The organism is Bacillus sp. NPDC094064 (assembly GCF_050279585.1).
Classification (GTDB): domain Bacteria; phylum Bacillota; class Bacilli; order Bacillales; family Bacillaceae_G; genus Bacillus_A.
Window position 1 is genome coordinate 97,935 of record NZ_JBNNUI010000006.1, and the last position, 22,250, is coordinate 120,184.

Annotated in this window: 21 protein-coding genes, 1 pseudogene and 2 other annotated features; of the genes and pseudogenes, 20 read left to right on the forward strand and 2 right to left on the reverse strand. The window is 34.3% G+C overall.

Translation table 11 applies throughout. The features are described from left to right. Positions 1–36: 36 nt before the first annotated feature. Positions 37–645 (reverse strand): NUDIX hydrolase, encoded by a 609-nt coding sequence (locus tag ACQKNI_RS15135; RefSeq protein ID WP_088230568.1) that lies wholly within the window; start codon positions 643–645, stop codon positions 37–39. Positions 646–726: 81 nt separating this feature from the next. On the opposite strand from ACQKNI_RS15135, the gene ACQKNI_RS15140 reads away from it, so the two are divergent. From ACQKNI_RS15140 to ACQKNI_RS15230, 19 genes and pseudogenes are all read left to right on the forward strand, one after another. Then, a complete protein-coding gene (locus ACQKNI_RS15140) occupies positions 727–1,365 on the forward strand; it encodes a pyridoxamine 5'-phosphate oxidase family protein (RefSeq protein WP_088230567.1) in 639 nt (212 codons plus the stop codon). Between the two features lie 235 nt (positions 1,366–1,600). Beyond that, positions 1,601–1,832: a binding site (T-box leader), on the forward strand. Between the two features lie 116 nt (positions 1,833–1,948). Continuing rightward, positions 1,949–2,180 (forward strand) — a binding site (T-box leader). 154 nt (positions 2,181–2,334) lie between these two features. Beyond that, positions 2,335–3,630 (forward strand): homoserine dehydrogenase, encoded by a 1,296-nt coding sequence (locus tag ACQKNI_RS15145; protein ID WP_088230565.1) that lies wholly within the window; start codon positions 2,335–2,337, stop codon positions 3,628–3,630. Beyond that, positions 3,623–4,681, forward strand: coding sequence for a threonine synthase (gene thrC, locus ACQKNI_RS15150; RefSeq protein ID WP_088230564.1), 1,059 nt, complete (start codon positions 3,623–3,625; stop codon positions 4,679–4,681). Before ACQKNI_RS15145 ends, thrC begins: the two co-directional genes overlap by 8 nt. Beyond that, complete coding sequence (gene thrB, locus ACQKNI_RS15155; protein WP_088230563.1) at positions 4,678–5,571, forward strand: homoserine kinase; 894 nt, start codon at positions 4,678–4,680, stop codon at positions 5,569–5,571. The genes thrC and thrB overlap by 4 nt, the downstream gene beginning before the upstream one ends. A gap of 116 nt (positions 5,572–5,687) precedes the next feature. Then, on the forward strand, positions 5,688–5,897 hold the full coding sequence (locus tag ACQKNI_RS15160; protein WP_088230562.1) for a DUF6366 family protein: 210 nt from the start codon (positions 5,688–5,690) through the stop codon (positions 5,895–5,897). Positions 5,898–6,523: 626 nt separating this feature from the next. Continuing rightward, the gene (locus ACQKNI_RS15165) at positions 6,524–7,525 is read left to right on the forward strand and encodes an LCP family protein (RefSeq protein WP_088230629.1); all 1,002 of its coding nucleotides are present in this window, start codon (positions 6,524–6,526) and stop codon (positions 7,523–7,525) included. A gap of 94 nt (positions 7,526–7,619) precedes the next feature. Beyond that, positions 7,620–7,682 (forward strand): annotated as a pseudogene (locus ACQKNI_RS15170) (sensor histidine kinase); the annotation flags it as partial. A gap of 195 nt (positions 7,683–7,877) precedes the next feature. Then, a complete protein-coding gene (locus ACQKNI_RS15175) occupies positions 7,878–8,699 on the forward strand; it encodes a peptidoglycan-N-acetylglucosamine deacetylase (RefSeq protein WP_088230561.1) in 822 nt (273 codons plus the stop codon). A 14-nt stretch (positions 8,700–8,713) separates the two neighbouring features. Continuing rightward, complete coding sequence (locus ACQKNI_RS15180) at positions 8,714–9,370, forward strand: YkyA family protein (protein ID WP_088230560.1); 657 nt, start codon at positions 8,714–8,716, stop codon at positions 9,368–9,370. 158 nt (positions 9,371–9,528) lie between these two features. Beyond that, positions 9,529–10,209 carry an MgtC/SapB family protein gene (locus tag ACQKNI_RS15185; protein WP_088230559.1) on the forward strand — a complete coding sequence of 227 codons (681 nt, stop codon included), beginning with the start codon at positions 9,529–9,531 and terminating at the stop codon, positions 10,207–10,209. 95 nt (positions 10,210–10,304) lie between these two features. After that, on the forward strand, positions 10,305–10,829 hold the full coding sequence (locus ACQKNI_RS15190) for a GNAT family N-acetyltransferase (RefSeq protein ID WP_088230558.1): 525 nt from the start codon (positions 10,305–10,307) through the stop codon (positions 10,827–10,829). Positions 10,830–11,125: 296 nt separating this feature from the next. Further along, the gene (locus ACQKNI_RS15195; protein WP_088230557.1) at positions 11,126–12,934 is read left to right on the forward strand and encodes an IucA/IucC family protein; all 1,809 of its coding nucleotides are present in this window, start codon (positions 11,126–11,128) and stop codon (positions 12,932–12,934) included. Positions 12,935–13,001: 67 nt separating this feature from the next. After that, positions 13,002–14,840: an IucA/IucC family protein gene (locus tag ACQKNI_RS15200; protein WP_098252251.1), complete on the forward strand. Its 1,839-nt coding sequence runs from the start codon at positions 13,002–13,004 to the stop codon at positions 14,838–14,840. Continuing rightward, a complete protein-coding gene (locus tag ACQKNI_RS15205) occupies positions 14,827–16,065 on the forward strand; it encodes an AMP-binding protein (RefSeq protein WP_088230556.1) in 1,239 nt (412 codons plus the stop codon). Before ACQKNI_RS15200 ends, ACQKNI_RS15205 begins: the two co-directional genes overlap by 14 nt. Next, positions 16,062–16,337 carry a petrobactin biosynthesis protein AsbD gene (gene asbD, locus ACQKNI_RS15210; RefSeq protein ID WP_088230555.1) on the forward strand — a complete coding sequence of 92 codons (276 nt, stop codon included), beginning with the start codon at positions 16,062–16,064 and terminating at the stop codon, positions 16,335–16,337. The genes ACQKNI_RS15205 and asbD overlap by 4 nt, the downstream gene beginning before the upstream one ends. Before the next feature lie 23 nt (positions 16,338–16,360). Beyond that, positions 16,361–17,344, forward strand: a complete 984-nt coding sequence (locus tag ACQKNI_RS15215; protein WP_140417344.1) for a DUF6005 family protein — start codon at positions 16,361–16,363, stop codon at positions 17,342–17,344. A gap of 37 nt (positions 17,345–17,381) precedes the next feature. Further along, positions 17,382–18,224, forward strand: coding sequence for a sugar phosphate isomerase/epimerase family protein (locus ACQKNI_RS15220; RefSeq protein WP_088230553.1), 843 nt, complete (start codon positions 17,382–17,384; stop codon positions 18,222–18,224). A 125-nt stretch (positions 18,225–18,349) separates the two neighbouring features. Further along, the gene (locus tag ACQKNI_RS15225; RefSeq protein ID WP_088230552.1) at positions 18,350–18,556 is read left to right on the forward strand and encodes an alpha/beta-type small acid-soluble spore protein; all 207 of its coding nucleotides are present in this window, start codon (positions 18,350–18,352) and stop codon (positions 18,554–18,556) included. A gap of 237 nt (positions 18,557–18,793) precedes the next feature. Then, positions 18,794–20,002, forward strand: coding sequence for an MFS transporter (locus ACQKNI_RS15230; RefSeq protein ID WP_140417351.1), 1,209 nt, complete (start codon positions 18,794–18,796; stop codon positions 20,000–20,002). A gap of 73 nt (positions 20,003–20,075) precedes the next feature. On the opposite strand, the gene ACQKNI_RS15235 is transcribed toward ACQKNI_RS15230, so the two are convergent. Continuing rightward, positions 20,076–20,687, reverse strand: coding sequence for a LysE/ArgO family amino acid transporter (locus ACQKNI_RS15235; protein WP_088230550.1), 612 nt, complete (start codon positions 20,685–20,687; stop codon positions 20,076–20,078). Between the two features lie 118 nt (positions 20,688–20,805). Here ACQKNI_RS15235 and ACQKNI_RS15240 point away from each other — a divergent pair, with 118 nt between their 5' ends. After that, positions 20,806–22,248 carry a PLP-dependent aminotransferase family protein gene (locus ACQKNI_RS15240; RefSeq protein ID WP_088230627.1) on the forward strand — a complete coding sequence of 481 codons (1,443 nt, stop codon included), beginning with the start codon at positions 20,806–20,808 and terminating at the stop codon, positions 22,246–22,248. The last annotated feature ends 2 nt before the right edge of the window (positions 22,249–22,250 follow it).

Genomic DNA, 22,250 nt, shown 5'->3' on the forward strand with positions numbered 1-22,250 from the left:
ACTCCTGGGTAATATAAGCTAGGAGTCCTACTTTATTTACAAACTATCATTCTTTAGCAATTCTTTTCCTTTTTCAATTACAAATTCATAGTATGCAAGATCATACGGATAAATATCTGTAAATGTTATCGTTATCGGTTTATTGTTTAAAACAGAAATGGCCGTAAAAGATGGAACCTCTCTTTTTAATAGTTGAAGAACAGAAGTTGCATGTACTTTCATTACATCATCTACTTCTTCACCTGGTACGAATGGAAGTGAGGTGATGACATTGTGAAAATACATATGGCAAAATTCACGATCAGTGAGGTTCGAAATTTCATAATCTATTTTAAAGATGCCCTTGTATGCTAAATCAGTGGTTTGGAAGGAAAGCCCCAATTCTTCTTCAATTTCACGTAGGCCACCAATTTGTACATCTTCATCATACATAATATGTCCAGCTGAAGTGATATCCCATATATTTGGAGCTTCTTTTTTATTTTTAGAGCGCAATTGGAAATATAAGAACATATCTTCAGCATCTTTTTCTACAAACCAACAATGAAATGTTTCGTGCCAATCACCGTCACGGTGCACTTCATCACGTAATTTCTTCCCAAGTGTATTTCTTTCAGAATCAAATATCGTTAACCACTCTGTCATTTTAATTCCCCTTTCTGCAAATTTTATTATACAATATTCGTATTGAATTTTGGGAAAATAAAGAAAAAGGAGAGGGTATAAGTGGGGATAGAGAGTAAAGAAATAAAATCGATTATTTCAACAGAGGAAGAGTTACGGAAAATATTGGGGCAACCAAGTGAGCGAGCATTAAAAAAAGTTATTTCATCACTAGACCACCATTGCGTAGATTTTCTGTCTAAATCTCCTTTTCTAGTATTGTCTACTGCAAATAAATTAGGAGAGTGTGATGCTTCGCCGAGAGGGGATGCGCCTGGATTTGTATATGTATTAAATCAAAATAAAATTATCATCCCTGAAAGACCGGGTAATCGTCGCATAGACTCTATTTTAAATATTATTTCGAATCCGCACGTAGGATTAATCTTTTTTATTCCTGGTCTTGGGGAAACACTCCGAATAAATGGTAAAGCATATATTACAAACGATGAAGAAGTTTTGAAAGAAATGCAGGCGAATGGACGTAATCCGTTACTTGGAATCGTTGTTGAAATAGAAGAATGCTATATTCATTGCGCAAAAGCTTTTATTCGTTCGAAAATGTGGGAGTCAGAGTCATGGTTAAATAAAAAAGAGTTACCTTCAGCTGCAAAAATGTTACGGGAGCATGCGAAAGTAACTGCTTCAGAAGAAGACATTGCACGTTCTTTAGAAGAAAGTTATAGGGAAAGATTGTATTAAAAATTACTTTTTAAATATAGTGTTGGAGTATGAAATGCTAAACGTTTTAGAGTGAGACTGTAATATGAATATTGTTAGTTTGTATGTAATGAATAGATATGTAAGAGTAGAAATATGTATGAGATGATTTGTTATTTTAAAATATAATAATTCAGACTCTTAAAAATAGTGGAGAAAAATAGGCTTGCTTTTTAAAAAATTGATAACTATAATAAGTTAACAAATAGACATGAACGAAAAAGTAACGATAAGGACACGAAATCATTTTTACGGTTTACAGAGAGGGAAGTCAAGGGTGTGAGCTTCCTAACACGAGAAATGATTTTACCACCTTTGAACTTCAATAGTGAACGAGCAATCTAGTAATTATTGACGGTATCAGCCGTTATCTGAACTTGAGCAATCTAGAAGAAAATACGTCTAGGTTGGAACAAGGGTGGAACCACGAAAACACATTCGTCCCTTTCCTAGGGATGAGTGTGTTTTTTTACAGAATTAAAAAATGAAAATTTTAAATAATTAAAAAATAGTGTTGATTTTGTTTTTTATGCGAGTATAATGAGTTAACAAATAAACATGAACGAAAAAAGTAACGATAAGGACACGAAATCATTTTTACGGTTTACAGAGAGGGAAGTCAAGGGTGTGAGCTTCCTAACACGAGAAATGATTTTACCACCTTTGAACTTCAATAGTGAACGAGCAATCTAGTAATTATTGACGGTATCAGCCGTTATCTGAACTTGAGCAATCTAGAAGAAAATACGTCTAGGTTGGAACAAGGGTGGAACCACGAAAACACATTCGTCCCTTTCCTAGGGATGAGTGTGTTTTTTTATTACTTTGAAAGGAGGTGCTGTAACATGAAACGATTTGTTCGTACGGAAATAACCACCACCTGCATGATTAAAAAGCAGAGCAAGGTGATTGATAGGGATAAATAATAAAATTGTAGGAGGAGATTAGAAGATGAATAATGTTATTAATGTTGGGGTAATCGGTTTAGGTACGGTCGGAAGTGGTGTTGTTCATATTTTGAAAGAGCATTATAAAAAAATCGCTCTTGATACAGGGTATGAAGTAATGGTAAAGGCAGTCGTTGTACGTGACTTAGAAAAAGAACGTGATGTTTGTATTGATGGAATCGTAGTAACAAGTAATGTCGATGAAGTTCTAAATGATCCAAATATTGATATTGTAGTAGAGGTAATGGGCGGGATTGAAGAAGCAAAACAGCATATCGTTAAGGCTTTACGAAATAAGAAGCATGTCGTAACAGCAAATAAAGATTTAATGGCTGTATACGGTGCAGAGCTTCTCAAATTAGCGAACGAAAATGATTGTGATTTATGTTATGAAGCAAGTGTAGCGGGCGGTATTCCAGTGTTAAGAGGGTTAACAGATGGGTTAGCTTCAGATCAAATTGAAAAAATAATGGGAATTGTAAATGGAACAACAAATTACATGTTAACAAAGATGAGTCAAAACGGATGGTCGTATGAAGAGGCTTTACAAGAGGCGCAAAAATTAGGATTTGCAGAATCAGATCCGACAGCGGATGTAGATGGACTAGATGCGGCGAGAAAAGTAGCAATCCTTGCGAACTTAGGATTTTCGATGAATGTTTCTTTAGATGATGTGCAAGTAAGAGGGATTCGAAAGATCGAAAAAGAAGATTTACAAATGGCTGAAAAGTTAGGATTTACTATGAAATTAATTGGTAAGGCGGAGAAACAAGGATCAGCCATTCATTTAAGTGTAGAACCGACGCTTTTACCAAGTCATCATCCGTTATCGAATGTAAATAATGAGTTCAATGCAGTGTATGTTCACGGTCAAGCAGTAGGAGAAGTGATGTTTTATGGCCCTGGAGCTGGGAAGTTACCGACTGGTTCTGCAGTAGTAAGTGATATTATTTCAATCGTTAAAAATATGAATCAAGTTCCGAAAAATAAAAGTGTGTTAAAAGAACCAGTGCCGTATGAATTACAGGGAGATGAAGAAGTCGTTTCGAAATATTTCTTACGTATTTCATTACGAGATGAACCTGGGATGTTGCAAAAAATAACAGAATGTTTCGTTAGTTATTCTGTAAGTTTAAAGGAGGTAATTCAATTACCTTTGAATCGTGAGCTTGCAGAAGTCGTTGTTGTGACACATCAAACTTCAAAGTATCAATTCGAACGAGTGTTGGGAGCGATAGAAGATGTCGCAAGTGAAATAAATAGTTACTACATTATTGAGGAGGAAAAACAATATGTATAAAGGATTATTAAAACAATATGCTTCGTATTTACCAGTGAATAAAAATACACCTGATGTGAGCTTAATGGAAGGGAATACACCTCTTATTCCATTATTAAATATATCAAAACAATTAGGGATTCAGTTATACGGGAAGTATGAAGGAGCGAATCCGACAGGCTCTTTTAAAGATCGTGGTATGGTAATGGCCGTTGCAAAGGCGAAAGAAGAAGGTTCGGAGGCAATCATTTGTGCATCAACAGGTAATACATCCGCATCGGCTGCCGCATATGCGGCACGCCTCGGAATGAAATGTATTATCGTAATCCCAGAAGGAAAAATTGCGCATGGGAAATTAGCACAAGCGGTCGCATATGGAGCGGAAATTATTTCAATAGAAGGGAATTTCGATGATGCACTTAAGGCTGTAAGAAAGATTGCTGCAGAAGAGCCAATTACATTAGTTAACTCGGTAAATCCTTACCGAATTGAAGGGCAAAAAACAGCAGCGTTCGAAATTTGTGACCAGTTGCAAAGCGCACCAGATGTTCTAGCTATCCCTGTTGGGAATGCAGGAAATATTACAGCATACTGGAAGGGCTTCTGTGAATATGAAAAAGAAAAAGGCTATAAGAAGCCAAGAATTCACGGCTTTGAAGCGGAAGGAGCAGCTGCAATTGTTAAAGGACACGTAATTGAAGAACCTGAAACAATTGCAACAGCGATTCGCATCGGTAACCCAGCAAGTTGGTCATATGCAGTAGAGGCTGCTAAGCAGTCTCACGGTGAAATAGATATGGTATCAGATGAAGAAATATTACATGCGTATAGATTATTAGCAAAAACAGAAGGCGTTTTTGCTGAGCCAGGATCAAATGCTTCATTAGCGGGTGTAATGAAACATGTTCAATCTGGAAAAATCAAAAAGGGAGAAACAGTTGTTGCAGTTTTAACTGGAAACGGTTTGAAAGATCCTGATATCGCAATTTCTTCTAATCAATTAGACATTGCAAATGTTTCAAATAATATAGAACAAATTAAAGAGCATATAAAAGGGGTGATTATGTCGTGATACCATTAAGTATTCGTGTTCCTGCTAGTACAGCGAATGTTGGACCTGGATTTGATTCAGTAGGAATAGCATTATCATTATATTTAGAGGTCATTGTAAAGGAGACAGCTGATAAGTGGCAAGTCATCCATTCCTTTGAAGATTCAATTCCGACAGACGATAAAAATTTAATTGTTAGTACGGCATGTAAAGTGTGTCCTTCTTTGTCACCCTATATAATAGAAGTTACTAGTAATATTCCGCTAACAAGGGGTTTAGGAAGTAGCGCATCAGCGATTGTAGCCGGAATAGAGCTTGCGAATCAACTTGGCAATTTACATTTAACAACTGATCAAAAAGTTCAAATTGCTACAAATTTTGAAGGGCATCCAGATAATGTTGCAGCTTCTATTTTAGGCGGAACAGTAATTGGAGCCTTAGATGGAAAGAATGTTTCGCTTGTAAGAATTGAGAGTAAGGAATTAGGCGTAATTTCTCTTATTCCCAATGCAGAGTTAAATACGGATGAAAGCCGATCTGTATTACCAGATGTGTTTTCGTTTCATGAAGCAGTTAAGGCTAGTGCGATAAGTAATGTATTAGTAGCTGCATTATGTCAAAAGCGGTGGGAAGTTGTAGGTGAAATGATGGAAAGAGATCATTTTCACGAGCCATATCGTTTAGAACTCGTACCGTTATTACCATCTATACGTAAATGTGCGAAAGAATTCGGTGCATATGGCACAGCGCTTAGCGGCGCAGGACCATCTATTTTTATACTAACGCCGTATGAGAAACGTCAAGAAATTGCTGAGCAATTAGCAAGAGTATTTTCAGCTATGAAAGTATGGGAGCTTGAAATCGATCATACAGGGATTACTGTAAATAAGGAAGAACATATTGAATTATAAAGAGAGTTAGCATCGTTAGCTTTCTTTATGTTGTAAATATTTTTTTAATGGGCATATAAAATGAACACTAATATTGTATAATTTAGTGAAAAATTCATTGTTTTAGAGGTGATTATATGAGTAAAGAGTCACCAGAAGAAAAAAGAGAACGTATAAGGCAAAGTGAATTGAACAATAATCCTACCGGTTCTTTACATGATGGGCTCAATAGAGCGGAAACGGGTAGTCCAGTTGATATGACGGGTGGTATGAATTGGAAAGGTACAGCGCTAGTAATATTAGTGCTAGTTTTAGGGTATATTATATACACTTATTTTTTTAGTTAAGAAATGCATGTTAAAACTTTGAATTATTTGCTTTTATAATTAGTGAGGATAAAAAAAACGGTTATTGTACTACATATATTTTAAGCAGGTTATAGTTGTCCATATAAACTTATTTTTAATATTCACAATAGAGCTAGCTATACGTTAGCTCTATTGTTTTTTTCCATATTCCTGTAACAAAGCACCTGTATATTCATTAGTGGAGGTGCAGAAGATGAAAAAATGATAGTGATATGTCTTCTTACAACGATGTCATTTTGCATATTTGTCAGAGGATATATTAGTGCAATTTTCTTCATATAGAAAAGATATTAAAATCATTGTGAAATTCTCTAACGATGATGTGGAAATAGAAAAAGAAAGTTAAAGCAAAATCCACGTTAATTATTAATAATGGGAAGCAAATCATGTATAAACTGAATTAATTAAATTAATATATATGAATTTAATGTTTTTGTATAAATAGTCTCTTGCCAAAAATAAACACAAGAGTATAATGTGAAATGGAATACATATTGGATTCATAAAGTAACCTTACAAAAATGTAAGGTAATTGAAAGGAAATTCAATATGAAGATAAATAGACTTACATTATACTAGGGAAAGAGAAAGCGAGGCGAATGGATATGAGCTCTGAATTAGAACAAAACACGAGAAGTAATAAAAAACGTTCTAAAAGAAAGTCAATAAAATGGTTCATTATAATTCCATTTTTCCTACTTATTTTTGGAGGAGTAGGATATGGATCGTTCATATATAACAAAGCAAAAGCGGTTGTAAGTGCTTCATATGCAGAAATTGATAAGTCATCAAAACGTGATAAAGAAGTTGAACCATTAAAGGATAACATCTCAATTTTAATTATGGGTGTAGATGGAAGTGACATGAGAAAAAGCCAATATGGTGATGCAGTTCGAACAGATGCACTTTTATTAGCAACAATTAATAAAGAGGATAAATCTGTTAAATTAGTTAGTATTCCGCGTGATTCACGTGTGTATATTCCATCTAGAAAAAAATTAGATAAAATTACTCATGCACACGTATTTGGTGGTGTTGAAAGTACGCGAGATACTGTGGAAAGATTTTTAAATGTTCCAGTTGATTACTATGTGAAGTTTAACTTTGAGTCATTTGTTCAAATTGTAGATTCACTAGGCGGTATTGATATTGATGTACCTGTTACTTTCACAGAGCAAGATAGTAAAGACCAAGCAGGTATGATTCATTTAGAAAAAGGTTATCAACATTTAAATGGTGAACAAGCACTTGCACTTGCAAGAACACGTAAAATTGATAGTGACGCAATGCGTGGGCAAAGACAACAACTTGTAATTGAAGCAATTGCGAAAAAAGCTATGTCTGTTCAATCAATTAGCAAAATGGGCTCGTTACTTGATGCAGTGGATAACAATATGAAAACAAATTTAACGTTTGATGATATGCTTGCTATTACGAAAAATATGGCTGGATCTGATCTGCAAATGGAAAAAATGCAAATTGAAGGTACAGATAAACGTATCGGTGGTATTTATTATTACATTCCAAATGAAAAAAATGTGAAAGATATTTCAAATAAGTTGAATCAGCATTTAGGTGTAACACCACAACCAGTTCGTAATGAATAGTATAAAAAAAGATTGGCCTTTGCCAATCTTTTTTTATCGGAATGGATTTGTAACTTTTCTGTAACGTTTTTTGATTTTAGAAAAATAATAGTTAAATCATTTTAATTTATATAAACAAAAGGTGCAATTGTACGATATACTAGAGAAGATGATTTGGTAATTGACTCCTAAAGAGGAAAAAAAGAAAATTCATTTCATTATTGTAAATAAAGAAGAATAGGAACAACAATTTTGATAAAACTCCCATTATAATACATATGTAGTCTATTCATATAGTGAAATAAAGTAAATAGATGTATAATTATATTGGGCGATTTATATATAAGATTAATAGGGAGAGGGATTCGATAGAATGGGAAAAGCTTTTAAAATTAAACGAGTAGTAGTCGTTTTAATAGCGATTGCAGCAGTAGCTATTGGGTATTTCATGTTTCAATCTATTACTTCACCAGCAAAAGCTGTTGCGAAACAAGAAAATGTAGTTCAGCTTGCAAGTGAACAACCGAAAGTCGAAATGAATAAAACGGCACCGAGTCGTTTTAATGGAAAAGAAAGAAAAGTTGCTTATTTGACATTTGATGATGGTCCTGGGAAATATACGGCTGAATTATTAAATACGTTAAAACAACATGATGCGAAGGCGACATTCTTTTTAATCGGAGCGAATGTAAAAGAGTTTCCGGATTTAGTAAAACGTGAAAATGCAGAGGGTCATTATGTAGGTATGCATAGTATGACACATAGTTTTGCGAAGTTATATAAAAATGGCGAGTATGTAAATGAGATGAAAGAAGATCAAAGCTTAATCGCAAATATTATTGGGAAATCACCTAAATTAACACGTCCACCATACGGTTCGATGCCTGGATTAAATGAAGGCCTTCGAAATAAAGTGGTAGAGGACGGTTTTAAAGTATGGGATTGGACAATTGATTCATTAGATTGGAAATATAACAAAATGCAAGTTGATGCAGCTGCAGCACAAATTGCTCAAAATGTAATAACAAATGCAACAAAACCACAGGAAGTCATTTTAATGCATGACATACATCCGCAATCAGTTGCTGCTGTGCCAGCAATTTTAAAAGGGTTAAAGGAAAAGGGTTATGAGTTTGAAGCTTATCATGAAGAGAGTCACTTCCCAGTGAATTTCTGGCATGATAACCGTATGTAATGGAGGAATGAACGTTGAAGTATGGAAAAGTAGCAGTAGTGGGAGCACTATCAGTAGGACTATTAACAGGTTGTTTCGGTGAAAAACCAGAAGAAAATCTATATACAGCTTTCGAAACAGCGGCGACACAAGAAAAAACATTAGTTGATGAAGCGAAGAAGTTAGAGAAGTTAGAGAAAGAAGGTCAAGAACTATATTCTCAAATTTTACAAGAAGGTAAAGAGCATAATGAAGCTGTTATGAAGAAAATAGAGCAAGCTACTGCAAATGTAGATGACCGTGAAAAAGTATTGAAAAATGAGAAAGAAATGCTTGAAAAAGCACAGAAGGAAACGAAATCTGTTCAAGAAAATATAGAGAAGCTTGAAGATAAGAAGTTACAAAAACAAGCGAAAGCAGTAGAAGAGTCGTATAAAAATCGTTATGATGCATTCCAAAAGATGAATGAAAATTATACGAAGGCGTTAGCAACTGAAAAAGAACTGTATGAAAAATTAAAAGTAAAAGAAACGAAATTAAAAGAGATTGATGAAAAAGTTAAAGTTGTTAATGAATTAACTGAGGAAGCACAAAAATCAAAAGAGCAATTTAACAATTTCACAAAAGAGTATAATGACAGTAAATTAGCATTCTACAAAGATGCAGAGATTAAGATTAAAGATCAGAAATAAAGAAGAACCTTAAGTGTAATAAAAAGCCGGAGAAACATCGTTACAAATGTTTTTTCGGTTTTTTACGTTAAATGAATAGAAAAGGCTGGAATTGATATCATAAAAGAGTTATAGTGAGTTATTCGAAGGGAATCATTGGAAAGTAAGGAGAATGAAATATGTCATATGAATTTTTACTCAAATTAGGTTTAGCACTCTTTTTAGGATTATTCATCGGGATAGATAGGCAGCTAAAGAATAAACCACTTGGTGTGAAAACAAGTATGGTTATTTCTGTAGCAAGTTGTTTAATTACGATAGTTTCAATTGAATCAGTACATGTATATTCAGTGCCAGGACATACAAATATGGATCCAATGCGTCTTGCTGCTCAAATTGTTAGTGGGATTGGTTTTCTTGGTGCAGGTGTTATTTTACGAAGAAGTAATGACGTTATTTCTGGATTAACGACAGCCTCTATGGTGTGGGCTGCTTCAGCTTTAGGTATTGCAATTGGGGCGGGATTTTATATACAAGCGACGGTTGCTATGATTTTAATTATTTTAGCGATTAACGTACTTCCTCATCTTGTGAAAATTGCCGGCCCGTATTCATTAAGACAAAAGGACCTATCTATAAAAATTACTGTAAAAGAGCATCAAGAATTAGATCGTATATTTAAGCAGATTAAAAAATTAGGCATGCATGTGAAACGAGTGAAAATTAAAGATATAGATAGCGGAGCATTCCAGCAACTAGAGATGGTTATTTTAGCTCCAGAAGATTTATATACAACTGAGTTATATAGTTCACTAAAAGAAATTGATCGTGTTGTTTCAGTTGAAGTGGAGAGTAGATAATTGTAAGGAAAAAAGAGTGAAGTGAATTCACTCTTTTTTATTTGGAATTTTAAGGAGGGGAATTGATATAATGATGAGTAAACAAGGGGGAGAAAATGATGGAGATACATATTAGAAAAGCGATAAAAGATGATATATCAGGTATAGCGAAGGTACACACTGATAGCTGGAAAACAACGTACAAAGGGATATTCGCTAACGAAATTTTAGAAAGTATAACATATGAACAACGAGAAAAACAATGGAAAAACATTTTTCAAAAAGAAGGTGATCACCAATATAGATTTGTAGCAGAGACATTAAATGGAGAAATAGTTGGATTCATCGATGGAGGTATAGAAAGAACAGGTACATATAATTGCGATGGGGAATTATATGCGATATACCTTTTACAACAGTATCAAGGAATGAAAATAGGACAAAAGTTATTTCAAGCGTTACTATCGGAATGTATAAAACATGATATACAATCTCTTTTAGTTTGGGTCGTTACAAATAATCCTTCTAAAAAGTTTTATGAAAAATTTAATCCTGAAAAAATTGATACGAAATTTTTAGAGAGATTACAGGTAGAAGAAACAGCGTATTGTTGGAGAAATATAAATAATATTATTATGTAAACTTAATGTTTGAAAGAGGTATACCAATTTAGGTATACCTCTTTTGTTTAACTATTTTGGATGGGTTACTAATGAGAATAGTAAGTATATAGTTTGGAAATAAGAATTTTTCTTGTGTATTTTTAATTAGATTAAAGAAAGGCTAAAAAAATACATATTTATTAAGATTTAAAAATTCTGAAATAAACTATTGAATTGATAATGATAATCATTTACAATTTATAATTGATAACGATATTCAATTATAAGTTGTAATATGAGATTCCGCTAGTGTTCATATAAAGAGGAGGAGAAGTATGCAGCATGCGAAAAAAATCGCAGAACATGCAACAATACAAAGTTTTTTAAACTGTTATTTAAGAGAAACAGGAAGTGGAGAATGGATTACAGGGGATGAAAGAATGGAAAATATCTTCAGTAATACGATGAATAGAAATACAGTTCCCACATATTTATGTTGTAGGCTATCGGCACAGAATGTTACTTTGTTTGGAGAAGTTATATATAAATCATCAACAGATCGTCATTTGTTTGGAGAACAGTTTTATTATCAAATTGGAGAAAGTAAAACTGTTATAAAGGCAGATTACGTTACAGTTATTATGTTTTTAATAAAAGAGATGTCTATCAACTACGGGGAAGGAACGAATCCTGCTGAACTGATGCTTCGAGTTATTCGTAGTTGTCAAAATATTGAGGAATTTATGAAGGAGAGAATAGAAGATACGTCTGCATTATATAGTTTCCATACAACCTTTATAGAGGCGGAGCAGTCTTTATTATTTGGGCATTTAACTCATCCTACACCAAAAAGTAGACAAGGTATATTGGATTGGAAAAGTGCAATGTATTCTCCAGAATTAAAAGGAGAATGCCAGCTTCATTATTTTCGGGCACATAAAAATATAGTAAATGAAAGATCATTATTATTAGACTCTACTACAACGATTATAAAAAAAGAATTAAGTAATGATGAGATGGTGAGTAAGGAATTTAAATTGAAGTATTGTAAGAAAGATGAATATTCATTAATTCCAATTCATCCGCTTCAGGCAGAATGGCTATTACACCAACCATACGTACAAGAGTGGATAGAACAAGGGGTACTTGAATCTATCGGTCCTGCAGGAAAGTATTATATGGCAACATCCTCACTTAGGACGCTATATCATCCCCATTCAAAATATATGTTTAAGTTTTCATTTCCAGTGAAAGTAACAAATTCAATGCGCATTAATAAATTGAAGGAACTAGAGAGTGGTATTGAAGGGAAAGAAATGCTAAATACGGCAATTGGTGAAGTGCTAGAAAAGTTCCCAGGTTTCGATTTTATTTGTGATCCGGCATTTATTACACTACATTACGGAACAGAAGAGTCTGGATTTGAAGTGATTATACGAGAGAATCCTTTTTATAATGAGCAAGCAAATGATGTTACTTTAATAGCTGGATTAGTTCAAGATGCTATCCCTGGAGAACGTACACGCTTATCAAACATCATTCATCACCTAGCAGATTTAGAAAGTAAAAGCTGTGAAGAAGTAAGTTTAGAGTGGTTTAGACGATATATAAATATTTCTTTAAAACCGATGGTATGGATGTATTTACAGTATGGTGTTGCATTAGAAGCTCATCAGCAAAATAGTGTTGTTCAGCTGAAGGATGGTTATCCGGTAAAATATTATTTCCGTGATAATCAAGGGTTTTATTTCTGTAATTCAATGAAAGAGATGCTGAATAATGAGTTGGCTGGTATTGGCGAATGTACTGGAAATTTATATGACGATTATATTGTAGATGAAAGATTTCGTTACTATTTAATTTTTAATCATATGTTTGGACTCATTAATGGTTTTGGTACAGCAGGATTAATTAAGGAGGAAGTTCTTCTCTCGGAATTAAGATCTGTACTTGAATCGTTTCTTCCTTATAACCGTGAACCTTCTACCTTTTTAAGAGAATTGTTGGAAGAGGATAAGTTGGCATGTAAAGCAAATTTATTAACGAGATTTTTCGATGTCGATGAGTTAAGCAATCCGTTAGAACAAGCAATTTATGTACAAGTACATAATCCACTTGTAAGAGCAGTGGCAGTTCGTTCATAAGTAACGATAAAATTTCACGCAATACAAATAATGGAATTTGATGTTTTGTCATAAGGTGGAGGGATTTATGAGAGTGGATATGTATCACACGAAAATATTGAAGGCGCTGGAATCAGAAGATTACATTTCAGTGCGAAGAAGAGTGTTACGTCAATTAGTAGAATCGTTAATTTATGAGGGGATTATAACGCCAGTTCGTGTAGAGAAGGAAGAAAAAATTCTGTTTATTATACAAGGACTTGATGAAGAAAACAAAAGTGTTTCGTACCAATGCTACGGAAGAGAAAGAGTGACATTCGGACGTATCTCTTTAGACTCATTAATAGTAAGAGTCCAAGATGAACAACAAGAAATACAATCTGTGTCGCAATTTTTGGAAGAAGTTTTTCGAGTTGTTAACGTGGAACGAACTAAATTAGATTCTTTTATTTACGAATTAGAACAAACGATATTTAAAGACACGATTGCACAATATGAAAGAAATAATAAGGAAGAATACACTCGAAAATCTTACGATGAGTTTGAAAGTCATTTAATAGATGGCCATCCCTATCATCCTAGCTATAAAGCACGTATTGGCTTTCAATATCGTGATAATTTTCAATACGGATATGAGTTTATGCAGCCAATGAAACTCATATGGATTGCAGCTCATAAAAAATACACAAGTGTAGGTTATGAGAATGAAGTAATTTATAACAAAATTTTAATAGATGAGATTGGCGAGCGTAAATTAGAAGAGTTTATGGAACGAATTTACAGTGCGGGATGTAATCCAAAACAGTACGTGTTTATACCTATTCATCCTTGGCAGTGGGAGAATTTCATCATTCCGCATTATGCTGATCATATACAGGATAAATGTATTATTTATTTAGGAAAATCAGAAGATGATTATTGTGCACAACAATCTATGAGGACGTTAAGAAATGTTACGAATCCAAAGAAACCGTATGTAAAGTTATCGTTGAATATACTCAACACTTCAACACTCCGTACGTTAAAACCATATTCTGTTGTGAGTGCACCAGCTATATCGAATTGGTTACATGAGGTGGTAAGTCATGATTCGTATTTACGAGATGAATCACGCATCATTTTGTTAAATGAGTTTTCGAGTGTAACGTATGATACGAATAAGAAATCTGTATATGGTTCATTAGGATGTATTTGGCGCGAAAGCGTTCACAAACATTTAGATGAACAAGAGGACGCAGTGCCCTTTAACGGCTTATATGCAAAAGAGAAAGATGGTACACCAATTATTGATGCATGGTTAAAGAAATATGGAATAGAAAATTGGCTACAATTACTCATTCAAAAAGCGATAATACCGGTTTTACATCTTGTTGTAGAGCATGGAATTGCATTAGAATCACACGGGCAAAATATGATTTTCGTTCATAAAGAAGGAGTCCCTGTCCGTATTGCATTAAAGGACTTTCATGAAGGAATTGAGTTTTATCGTCCATTCTTGAAAGAAATTGACAAATGTCCGGACTTTACTAAAATGCATAAAACGTATGCAAATGGAAAAATGAATGATTTCTTTGAAATGGATCGTATCGAATGTTTGCAAGAGATGGTATTAGATGCACTTTTCTTATTTAACTTAGGAGAATTAGCTTTCGTACTTGCGGATGAATATGAATGGAAAGAAGAAAGTTTTTGGATGATGGTTGTTGAAGAAATTGAAAATCATTTAAGAAAATATCCACATTTGCAAGATAGGTTTGAAAACATTCAATTATACACTCCTACATTCTATGCCGAACAATTAACGAAGCGTCGTTTATATTTGGACGTGGAATCACTTGTTCATGAAGTCCCAAACCCATTATATAAAGCAAGGCAACTTATCATACAAAAATCAGTTGTTACAGGGGGAAATTATGCTAATCGTTAATAAACAAGAGTATAGCAAAAGTGATTTTGACTTGAGATTACAAGTTTATGAGGAAATGGAACAATTTCAAGAAGCAGAAGGAAATAGATTTGCGCTTTGTCTGAAAGATCCATTTGATATTATTACGCTTGTGTTGTTCTTAAAAGAAAAGAAATCATCAGTATTACTTATACACGAAGATACGCCAAAAGAAACGGCTATTGAAATGGCAAAACGTGCAAATTGTATCGGGATTTTATGTGGAGAATATGGCAGTTTTACGAAATTAGAAGTAGTGAACGCTTTACTAGAAGAGCCTTCTTTATTGCAATATAGTTCTGGAACAACAGGAGAACCGAAACTGATTCGTAGAGCCTGGACGGAAGTTGAAGCGGAAATTACTGCTTATAATGAAGCTTTAAACTGTGAAGTGGATGAAGTGCCGATCGTTATGGCTCCTGTTTCACATTCATATGGGCTAATATGTGGTACGTTATCTGCAATTACGAGGGGAAGCAAGCCTATCATCATTACGAATAAAAATCCTAAATTCGCATTAAATATAGTTCGCAATACAGAAAAACATATCATATATGCAGTACCACTTATGCTGCATATTATGGGGAGTTTCCCTCAGGGGACGTTTCAGTTTCATAAAATTATGACATCTGGAGCACCTTTGCCAGAAGCACTATTTCATAAACTAAAAGAAATGACAACATATATGATGCAGCAATACGGTTGTTCTGAAGCAGGTTGTATTAGTGTATGTCATGATATGAAAAGCCATTTAGATCTAGGAAATCCACTACCTCATGTGAGTATAAGCATAGGTTCAGATGAAAATACGCCTGAAGAAATCGTAGTGAAAATGAACGATAAGGAAATTTTTACGAAAGATTTGGGATATCAATCTGAGCATGGCCTTCATTTTATAGGGCGCATGGATGATGTTATTAATGTTTCAGGATTAAAAGTCTTTCCTATAGAGGTAGAAGAAATGATGCTTCGATTAGAAGGTGTCCAAGAGGTGATAGTATATCGAGGAAAACATCCCGTGATGGGCGAAATTGTGAAAGCGAAAGTGATCTCTCAAATAGATCCCGTGCAAATCAGGGAATGGTGTATGAAGCACTTACCGTCTTATAAAGTTCCGCATGAAATTGAAAGTGTAACTGAAATTCCGAAAAATAAGACTGGAAAAGTAAGTAGAAAGTTACTAGAGATGAGAGAGGTTACAGTATGAGACGTGAAACGTTAAAGAATGCAGTGTTGAAAATTATGACAGGAAAAATGGAACTGAAAAATGTAACGCATTTAGAAGAAATAATGCGCTTAAATCAAGATTTATATATAGATTCGGTCATGATGTTACAGCTCATCGTATACATAGAAATGGATTTGAAGTTATGTGTCCCAGAGGATGAGGTGGATCCAAAGGCATTTCTTACTGTAGGATCTTTACTTGATTTTATGGAGGATTTACAGCCGTTACAAGAAGTAAATATGAATAACTAACCTTGGAGAAAGTGGATGAGAGTATGACTTCAATAAAAGTGCACTGCTTAGTGAGTTGTTTTTGTGAAATTATAAAAAGGCGTAGTGATATAGATTTTCGTCCATTTTATTTTGGACTATGGGATGGAGATTTTGATATAACAGATGGCGGAATTATTTCATATCACTCCGAAAATATTAACCATGATCATTACTTACTTTGGTATGAAAAATTGTACGGTATTAAAGTGAGCGAATGGTATGATCATGAAAGAGATAAAAGTAGTAATGTAGAAACATTTTTAGAATTAGTAGAAAACAAGCCAGAGAATCGCTATGTAATTGTAATGGTTGATATGTCCTTATTACCTGAGAGGGAAAATAAATTCCATCAAAAACCGTTTCCACATTATTTAATGATATCGAAGACAGAGAAAGAAGAAGAATGGTTCATGTTAGATCCTGATTTTCGCTGGGAAGGGAATATGGAAAGAGAAAAAGTGCTTCACTCTGTTCAAGATAACCCTTTTGGTGGAGGATATTTCATTGATATAGAAGGAATTGGGGAGCCGACACAAGAAATGGTAGCTAGTTATTTCACGGAAACATTCAAAAAGAAGGAAAATGAATTAACTATGGAGCTGAAAAACTTAATTATAAAAATGGCAAATGAGGAAGAGGGGTATGAGCTTTCTAGGCTTGTAGCGGCAGTAAAACAAATTCCAGTACTTGCGATTCGTAAATATAGTTATGAGCATGCCTTTGCATACTTCCGTGAAACGTTACAATATTCAGAGCAAGAATTTGATTATTGGTGTGATCGAGTAGAAGATATTGTACAAGGATTTACAAATGTACAGTATCGTGCAATTAAAATGGCAATGACGAATAATAAAGGTATGCTAGTATCGATTGTTGAAAAACTGGATGAAATGAATGCAATTGAACTGCAAATTAAGGAAGAGTTAAAGAAACAATTTCTAGCGTGGAAAGCTATAAGAATAAATCAGTCTGTCGTAACTCTTTAAAAAGTTTACTGAATTTAAGATAAGGGAGTTTAAAGCTATGAAATATTCACTATGTACCATTTCATTTCGCCATCAATTAATTTCATTTACTGATATTGTTCAATTTGCATACGAAAACGGTTTTGAAGGAATTGAATTATGGGGGACTCATGCACAAAATTTGTATATGCAAGAGCGTGAAACGACAGAACGAGAATTGGCTTTTTTAAAGGATAAAAATTTAGAAGTTACGATGATTAGTGATTATTTAGACATATCCTTATCAGCAAATTTTGAAAAAACGATAGAGAAGTGTAAACAGCTCATAACGTTAGCGAATTGGTTTCATACAAACAAGATTCGTACGTTTGCCGGTCAAAAAGGGAGCAAAGACTTTTCGGTTCAAGAGAGGAAAGAGTATGTGAAGCGAATTCGCAAAATTTGTGATTTATTTGCTCAGCATAATATGTATGTACTGTTAGAAACACATCCAAATACGTTAACGGACACATTGCCTTCTACTATGGAATTATTGGAAGAAGTAAATCATCCGAATTTGAAAATAAACCTTGATTTTCTTCATATATGGGAGTCTGGTGCAGATCCAATAGACAGTTTCCAGCGGTTAAGGCCATGGATCCAACATTACCACTTTAAGAATATATCTTCAGCGGATTATTTACATGTGTTTGAACCTAATAATGTATATGCAGCAGCAGGAAGCCGAATTGGTATGGTCCCATTATTTGAAGGTATCGTAAATTATGATGAGATCATCCAAGAAGTGAAAGATACTAACTATTTTGCTTCACTGGAGTGGTTTGGCCATAATACGAAAGATATACTGAAAGAAGAAATAAAGCTATTAACAAATAGAGAATTAGAAGTAGTAACTTCATAAAGTGAAATGATGAAAGAGTCTCGTTTAGGAGACTCTTTTTTTATGTGAAAAAAATAACCAAAAATTACCATGTATTTAAATTCGATTTTGACACAATTTATATATAAATAAGGAGGTGATTGGTAATGGCTAGAAATCGTACTTCTAATCAATTAGCATCACATGGAGCACAAGCAGCTCTAGATCAAATGAAATATGAAATTGCACAAGAGTTCGGTGTACAACTTGGAGCTGATACTTCTTCTCGTGCAAACGGTTCTGTAGGCGGTGAAATCACAAAACGTCTTGTAGCGATGGCAGAACAACAGCTTGGTGGCGGATATACTCGCTAAGTGTAGAAGGTTATAGGAGAAAGGAAGGATCCTTCCTTTCTTTTTTATTTTCAATTAATTGGTATGGATATAAAACGAACTGGATTCAAAGAATAAAAATAATGCTATATTTTAGCCTATTTCTTTTGTTGTGAATGGAAGGTAGTAACCATGTAATAGCCCTGGTGGAATGAACATTACGTTCCACCAGGGTTATTACATGGTAAGAAATATATGATGAAAGGTTTAGAAATCAACATGTTAAAAAAAGAAAACTGTTGTTTAATTGCGCTTGCATCAGTTCCGCTTGTTATGACATTAGGGAATTCCATGCTCATTCCAATCTTGCCGACTATTGAAAAGAAATTACATATTTCATCGTTTCAAGTATCCATGATTATAACAATTTATTCTATCATTGCAATTGTGCTTATTCCGATTGCTGGTTATTTATCAGACAGATGGGGACGGAAGATGGTAATGGTTCCGAGTTTATTGATTGCAGCTATCGGAGGTGCGGTAACTGGCTGGGTATCATGGAAAGTTGATAATCCGTACACTTGGATACTTATCGGTAGAGCGATTCAAGGCATTGGCGCTGCTGGTGCTATGCCAGTTGTTATACCGTGTGTTGGTGATTTATACAAAGATGAAAAACAAGTTAGTACAGGTTTAGGAATCATTGAGACATCCAATACATTTGGAAAAGTACTCAGCCCTATTTTAGGATCTGCTCTGGCTGCCATTGTATGGTTTTTACCGTTTTGGGCCATTCCTGTTTTATGTGTAGTATCGATTGTTTTATTACTCGTACTAGTAAAGGCAAAAAAACAAGAAGGGGAAGTACCGCCATTAAAGGAATTTATTCAATCTATTATCTCCACGTTTCGAGAAAAGGGAAGATGGTTAATTGCCATTTTTATACTAGGTGCAATTATTATGCTTATTTTATTCGGAATTCTCTTTTATTTATCTACTATACTGGAGTCAAAGTATGACATTCATGGTATATGGAAAGGATGTGTAATTGCCATTCCTTTGCTTGTCTTATCTCTTAGTTCCTATTTGGCTGGTAAAAAAATTGGAGATAATCAAAATGTTATGAAGAAGTGTATTTATATTGGTTTTTTACTAGCGGCTACATCAGTCGTAATGCCTTTATTTGTGAAAGGGATTTATTTACTACTTCTTTGTCTCGTTATTATGGGAATAGGAATTGGTATGGCACTCCCATGTTTAGATGCCTTAATTACACAAGGGATTGAAAAGGAGCAGAGAGGAACGGTTACGTCATTTTATAGTTCAATGCGATTTATCGGTGTAGCAGCTGGACCGCCTCTATATTCTTTTTTCATGAAAGGGGCGGACCATGAAGTGTTTTATTTGACAAGTATTTTCGCTATTATTGGTGCTGTTATAGCAATGATTTGGATTAAACCAGCAAAAGATACAAAGATGGTAACATAGAACGCGGAACCGCTTTCATAATTACAAAGAGAATGGCATGATGTGTAATTAACATGCCATTCTCTTTATTTAGTTAAAAAATAACTTGTTTTAACATATAAAGTGCGACGCCCCAAATGATGACTCCTGAAACTTTATTTAATAATGCAAGTGTTTTTCCAGTTGAATCTAGCCTTTTTAAAAATTTACCAGCTAAAGCTAAGCAAATAAACCAAATCCAAGAAACAATAATTGTGGCAATTGTAAAAGCCCATTTGTCACTTCCTATGTATTGAATCGAATTTGTTCCAATTACACCGATCGTATCTAAAATTGCATGTGGATTTAATAACGAAACGGATGCAGCGAAAAGTATTTGTTTTTTTACTGGAATGCTTTCTTCTTGTTTTGCATCATTGGAAGGGTTACTTCTCCAAATAACAAGGCCCATATATATGAGAAAGAAAAATCCAATCACATATAACGTGTTAGTCAACCAGGAAAAAGTAAGGAGTATAAGGGAGACACCTTGTACTGCAATTAATATTAGTAACGTATCGCACATAGAGGCAGTTAATACTACAGGAGCTGCTCTCCAAATGTTTGGTTGGCTCGCACCTTGGTTAAAGACGAACACATTTTGGACGCCTAATGGAATGATAAGACCAAATGCAAGAATGATACCATGAATAATTGCTTCACCCATCATATTACCTCCTACTTAAATTCATTATGATAGTGTATATTGTATAGAAGAAATGAAAATTTGTATCCATCCATATGGTTGGGGAGGTCGCCAACCAAAAAGAATGTAAGGTGATATGATGGAAAGATTCGTTTGGAAACCGAATACGTCTCTAGCGACTCCTTTGTATAAACAAATAGAAACGTATATAAAAGAAAAAATTGTTAATGGAGAATGGACTATTGGAACGAGATTACCTTCCCAAAGAGATTTGGCACATACATTTGGTGTGAATCGAAGTACGATTGTCATGGCTTTTGATGAACTAGTCGCAAGGGGATACATTGAAGGGAATGGCAGGAAAGGAACAATTGTTGTAAATAATAATGAGAATGCTTCAACATACGCACCCCCGCCTAATTGGCAGTCTTATGTAGAAACAGGACTTCATTATCCGAATCTGCCTGCTATTCAAGAGATTAATCAAGCTGAGTTTTATCCGTATGTAATTCGTTTAGGAACAGGTGAGCTCGCGCCAAGTCTTTTACCTGAAAAAAAGATGAAAGTAGTAATGAATAAGCTTTTAAAATCAAACGTGATACTTGGGTATGAACAGCCAAAAGGTAATCTTAATTTAAGGAGGCAAATTGCGGACTATTTAAAAGGACATGGTATATATGTATCTCCTGACTCTATATTGATTGTTTCAGGAGCAATCCAAGCGCTTCAACTCATTTCTATTGGGCTTCTTCCGAAAGGAGCATCCATTTTATTAGAAAAACCATCATATTTATACTCTCTCAATGTTTTTCAATCAGCAGGAATACGTTTAATTGGAATGCCATTGGATGAGAGTGGGCTAGATGTGTCATATATTGCGAAATATAAGAAGCAATTTAATGCTTCTATTTTATATACAATTCCGTCTTTTCATAATCCAACGAATTTTAGCATGGATACGAAGAAGCGGACAGAAGTGATGGAGATATGCAATGAAATTGGATTGCCTATTATAGAGGACGCAGTGTATCAAGACTTATGGTTTGATGCCCCTATTTCGAAACCTTTAAAAGCATATGATAAAAATGGAATCGTACTACATATTGGAAGCATGTCTAAAGTAATTAGTCCTGGATTAAGAATTGGATGGATTGTTGGACCTGAGCCAGTCATTCAAAGATTGGCAGACATAAAAATGCAAACAGATTATGGATCGAGTTCTATATCTCAGCAAATTGCCACAGAGTGGTTTAAAGATGGATTGTATGAAGAACATTTACAGTTTGTAAGAGGTGAGCTTAAAAAACGTAGGGACTTTATGGTGAGTATGTTAAAGAAGTATTGTAGTGAAATAGCGACATGGTATGAACCGGCAGGTGGTTTTTATATTTGGTTACATATGAGTGTTCCGATTTCAAATCGTAGTTTATTTGACAAAGCTTTGAAAGAAAAGATTTTATTAAATCCGGGTACTTTGTATGATAGAAGTGCAAACCAATTTTTGCGTCTATCATATTCATACGCAACGTTAGAAGAAATTGAAGTAGGTATAAAGAAGCTTGCACAACTAATGAAAAAGTAAGA

Excerpts from the sequence above, each read along its gene's own strand:
- ACQKNI_RS15135 (WP_088230568.1), bottom strand. The coding sequence starts at position 645 with ATGACAGAGTGGTTAACGATATTTGATTCTGAAAGAAATACACTTGGG.
- ACQKNI_RS15145 (WP_088230565.1), top strand. The coding sequence starts at position 2,335 with ATGAATAATGTTATTAATGTTGGGGTAATCGGTTTAGGTACGGTCGGA.
- thrC (WP_088230564.1), top strand. The coding sequence starts at position 3,623 with ATGTATAAAGGATTATTAAAACAATATGCTTCGTATTTACCAGTGAAT.
- ACQKNI_RS15160 (WP_088230562.1), top strand. The coding sequence starts at position 5,688 with ATGAGTAAAGAGTCACCAGAAGAAAAAAGAGAACGTATAAGGCAAAGT.
- ACQKNI_RS15165 (WP_088230629.1), top strand. The coding sequence starts at position 6,524 with ATGAGCTCTGAATTAGAACAAAACACGAGAAGTAATAAAAAACGTTCT.
- ACQKNI_RS15175 (WP_088230561.1), top strand. The coding sequence starts at position 7,878 with ATGGGAAAAGCTTTTAAAATTAAACGAGTAGTAGTCGTTTTAATAGCG.
- ACQKNI_RS15185 (WP_088230559.1), top strand. The coding sequence starts at position 9,529 with ATGTCATATGAATTTTTACTCAAATTAGGTTTAGCACTCTTTTTAGGA.
- ACQKNI_RS15190 (WP_088230558.1), top strand. The coding sequence starts at position 10,305 with ATGATGGAGATACATATTAGAAAAGCGATAAAAGATGATATATCAGGT.
- ACQKNI_RS15195 (WP_088230557.1), top strand. The coding sequence starts at position 11,126 with ATGCAGCATGCGAAAAAAATCGCAGAACATGCAACAATACAAAGTTTT.
- ACQKNI_RS15200 (WP_098252251.1), top strand. The coding sequence starts at position 13,002 with ATGAGAGTGGATATGTATCACACGAAAATATTGAAGGCGCTGGAATCA.
- ACQKNI_RS15205 (WP_088230556.1), top strand. The coding sequence starts at position 14,827 with ATGCTAATCGTTAATAAACAAGAGTATAGCAAAAGTGATTTTGACTTG.
- asbD (WP_088230555.1), top strand. The coding sequence starts at position 16,062 with ATGAGACGTGAAACGTTAAAGAATGCAGTGTTGAAAATTATGACAGGA.
- ACQKNI_RS15215 (WP_140417344.1), top strand. The coding sequence starts at position 16,361 with ATGACTTCAATAAAAGTGCACTGCTTAGTGAGTTGTTTTTGTGAAATT.
- ACQKNI_RS15220 (WP_088230553.1), top strand. The coding sequence starts at position 17,382 with ATGAAATATTCACTATGTACCATTTCATTTCGCCATCAATTAATTTCA.
- ACQKNI_RS15225 (WP_088230552.1), top strand. The coding sequence starts at position 18,350 with ATGGCTAGAAATCGTACTTCTAATCAATTAGCATCACATGGAGCACAA.
- ACQKNI_RS15230 (WP_140417351.1), top strand. The coding sequence starts at position 18,794 with ATGTTAAAAAAAGAAAACTGTTGTTTAATTGCGCTTGCATCAGTTCCG.
- ACQKNI_RS15235 (WP_088230550.1), bottom strand. The coding sequence starts at position 20,687 with ATGGGTGAAGCAATTATTCATGGTATCATTCTTGCATTTGGTCTTATC.
- ACQKNI_RS15240 (WP_088230627.1), top strand. The coding sequence starts at position 20,806 with ATGGAAAGATTCGTTTGGAAACCGAATACGTCTCTAGCGACTCCTTTG.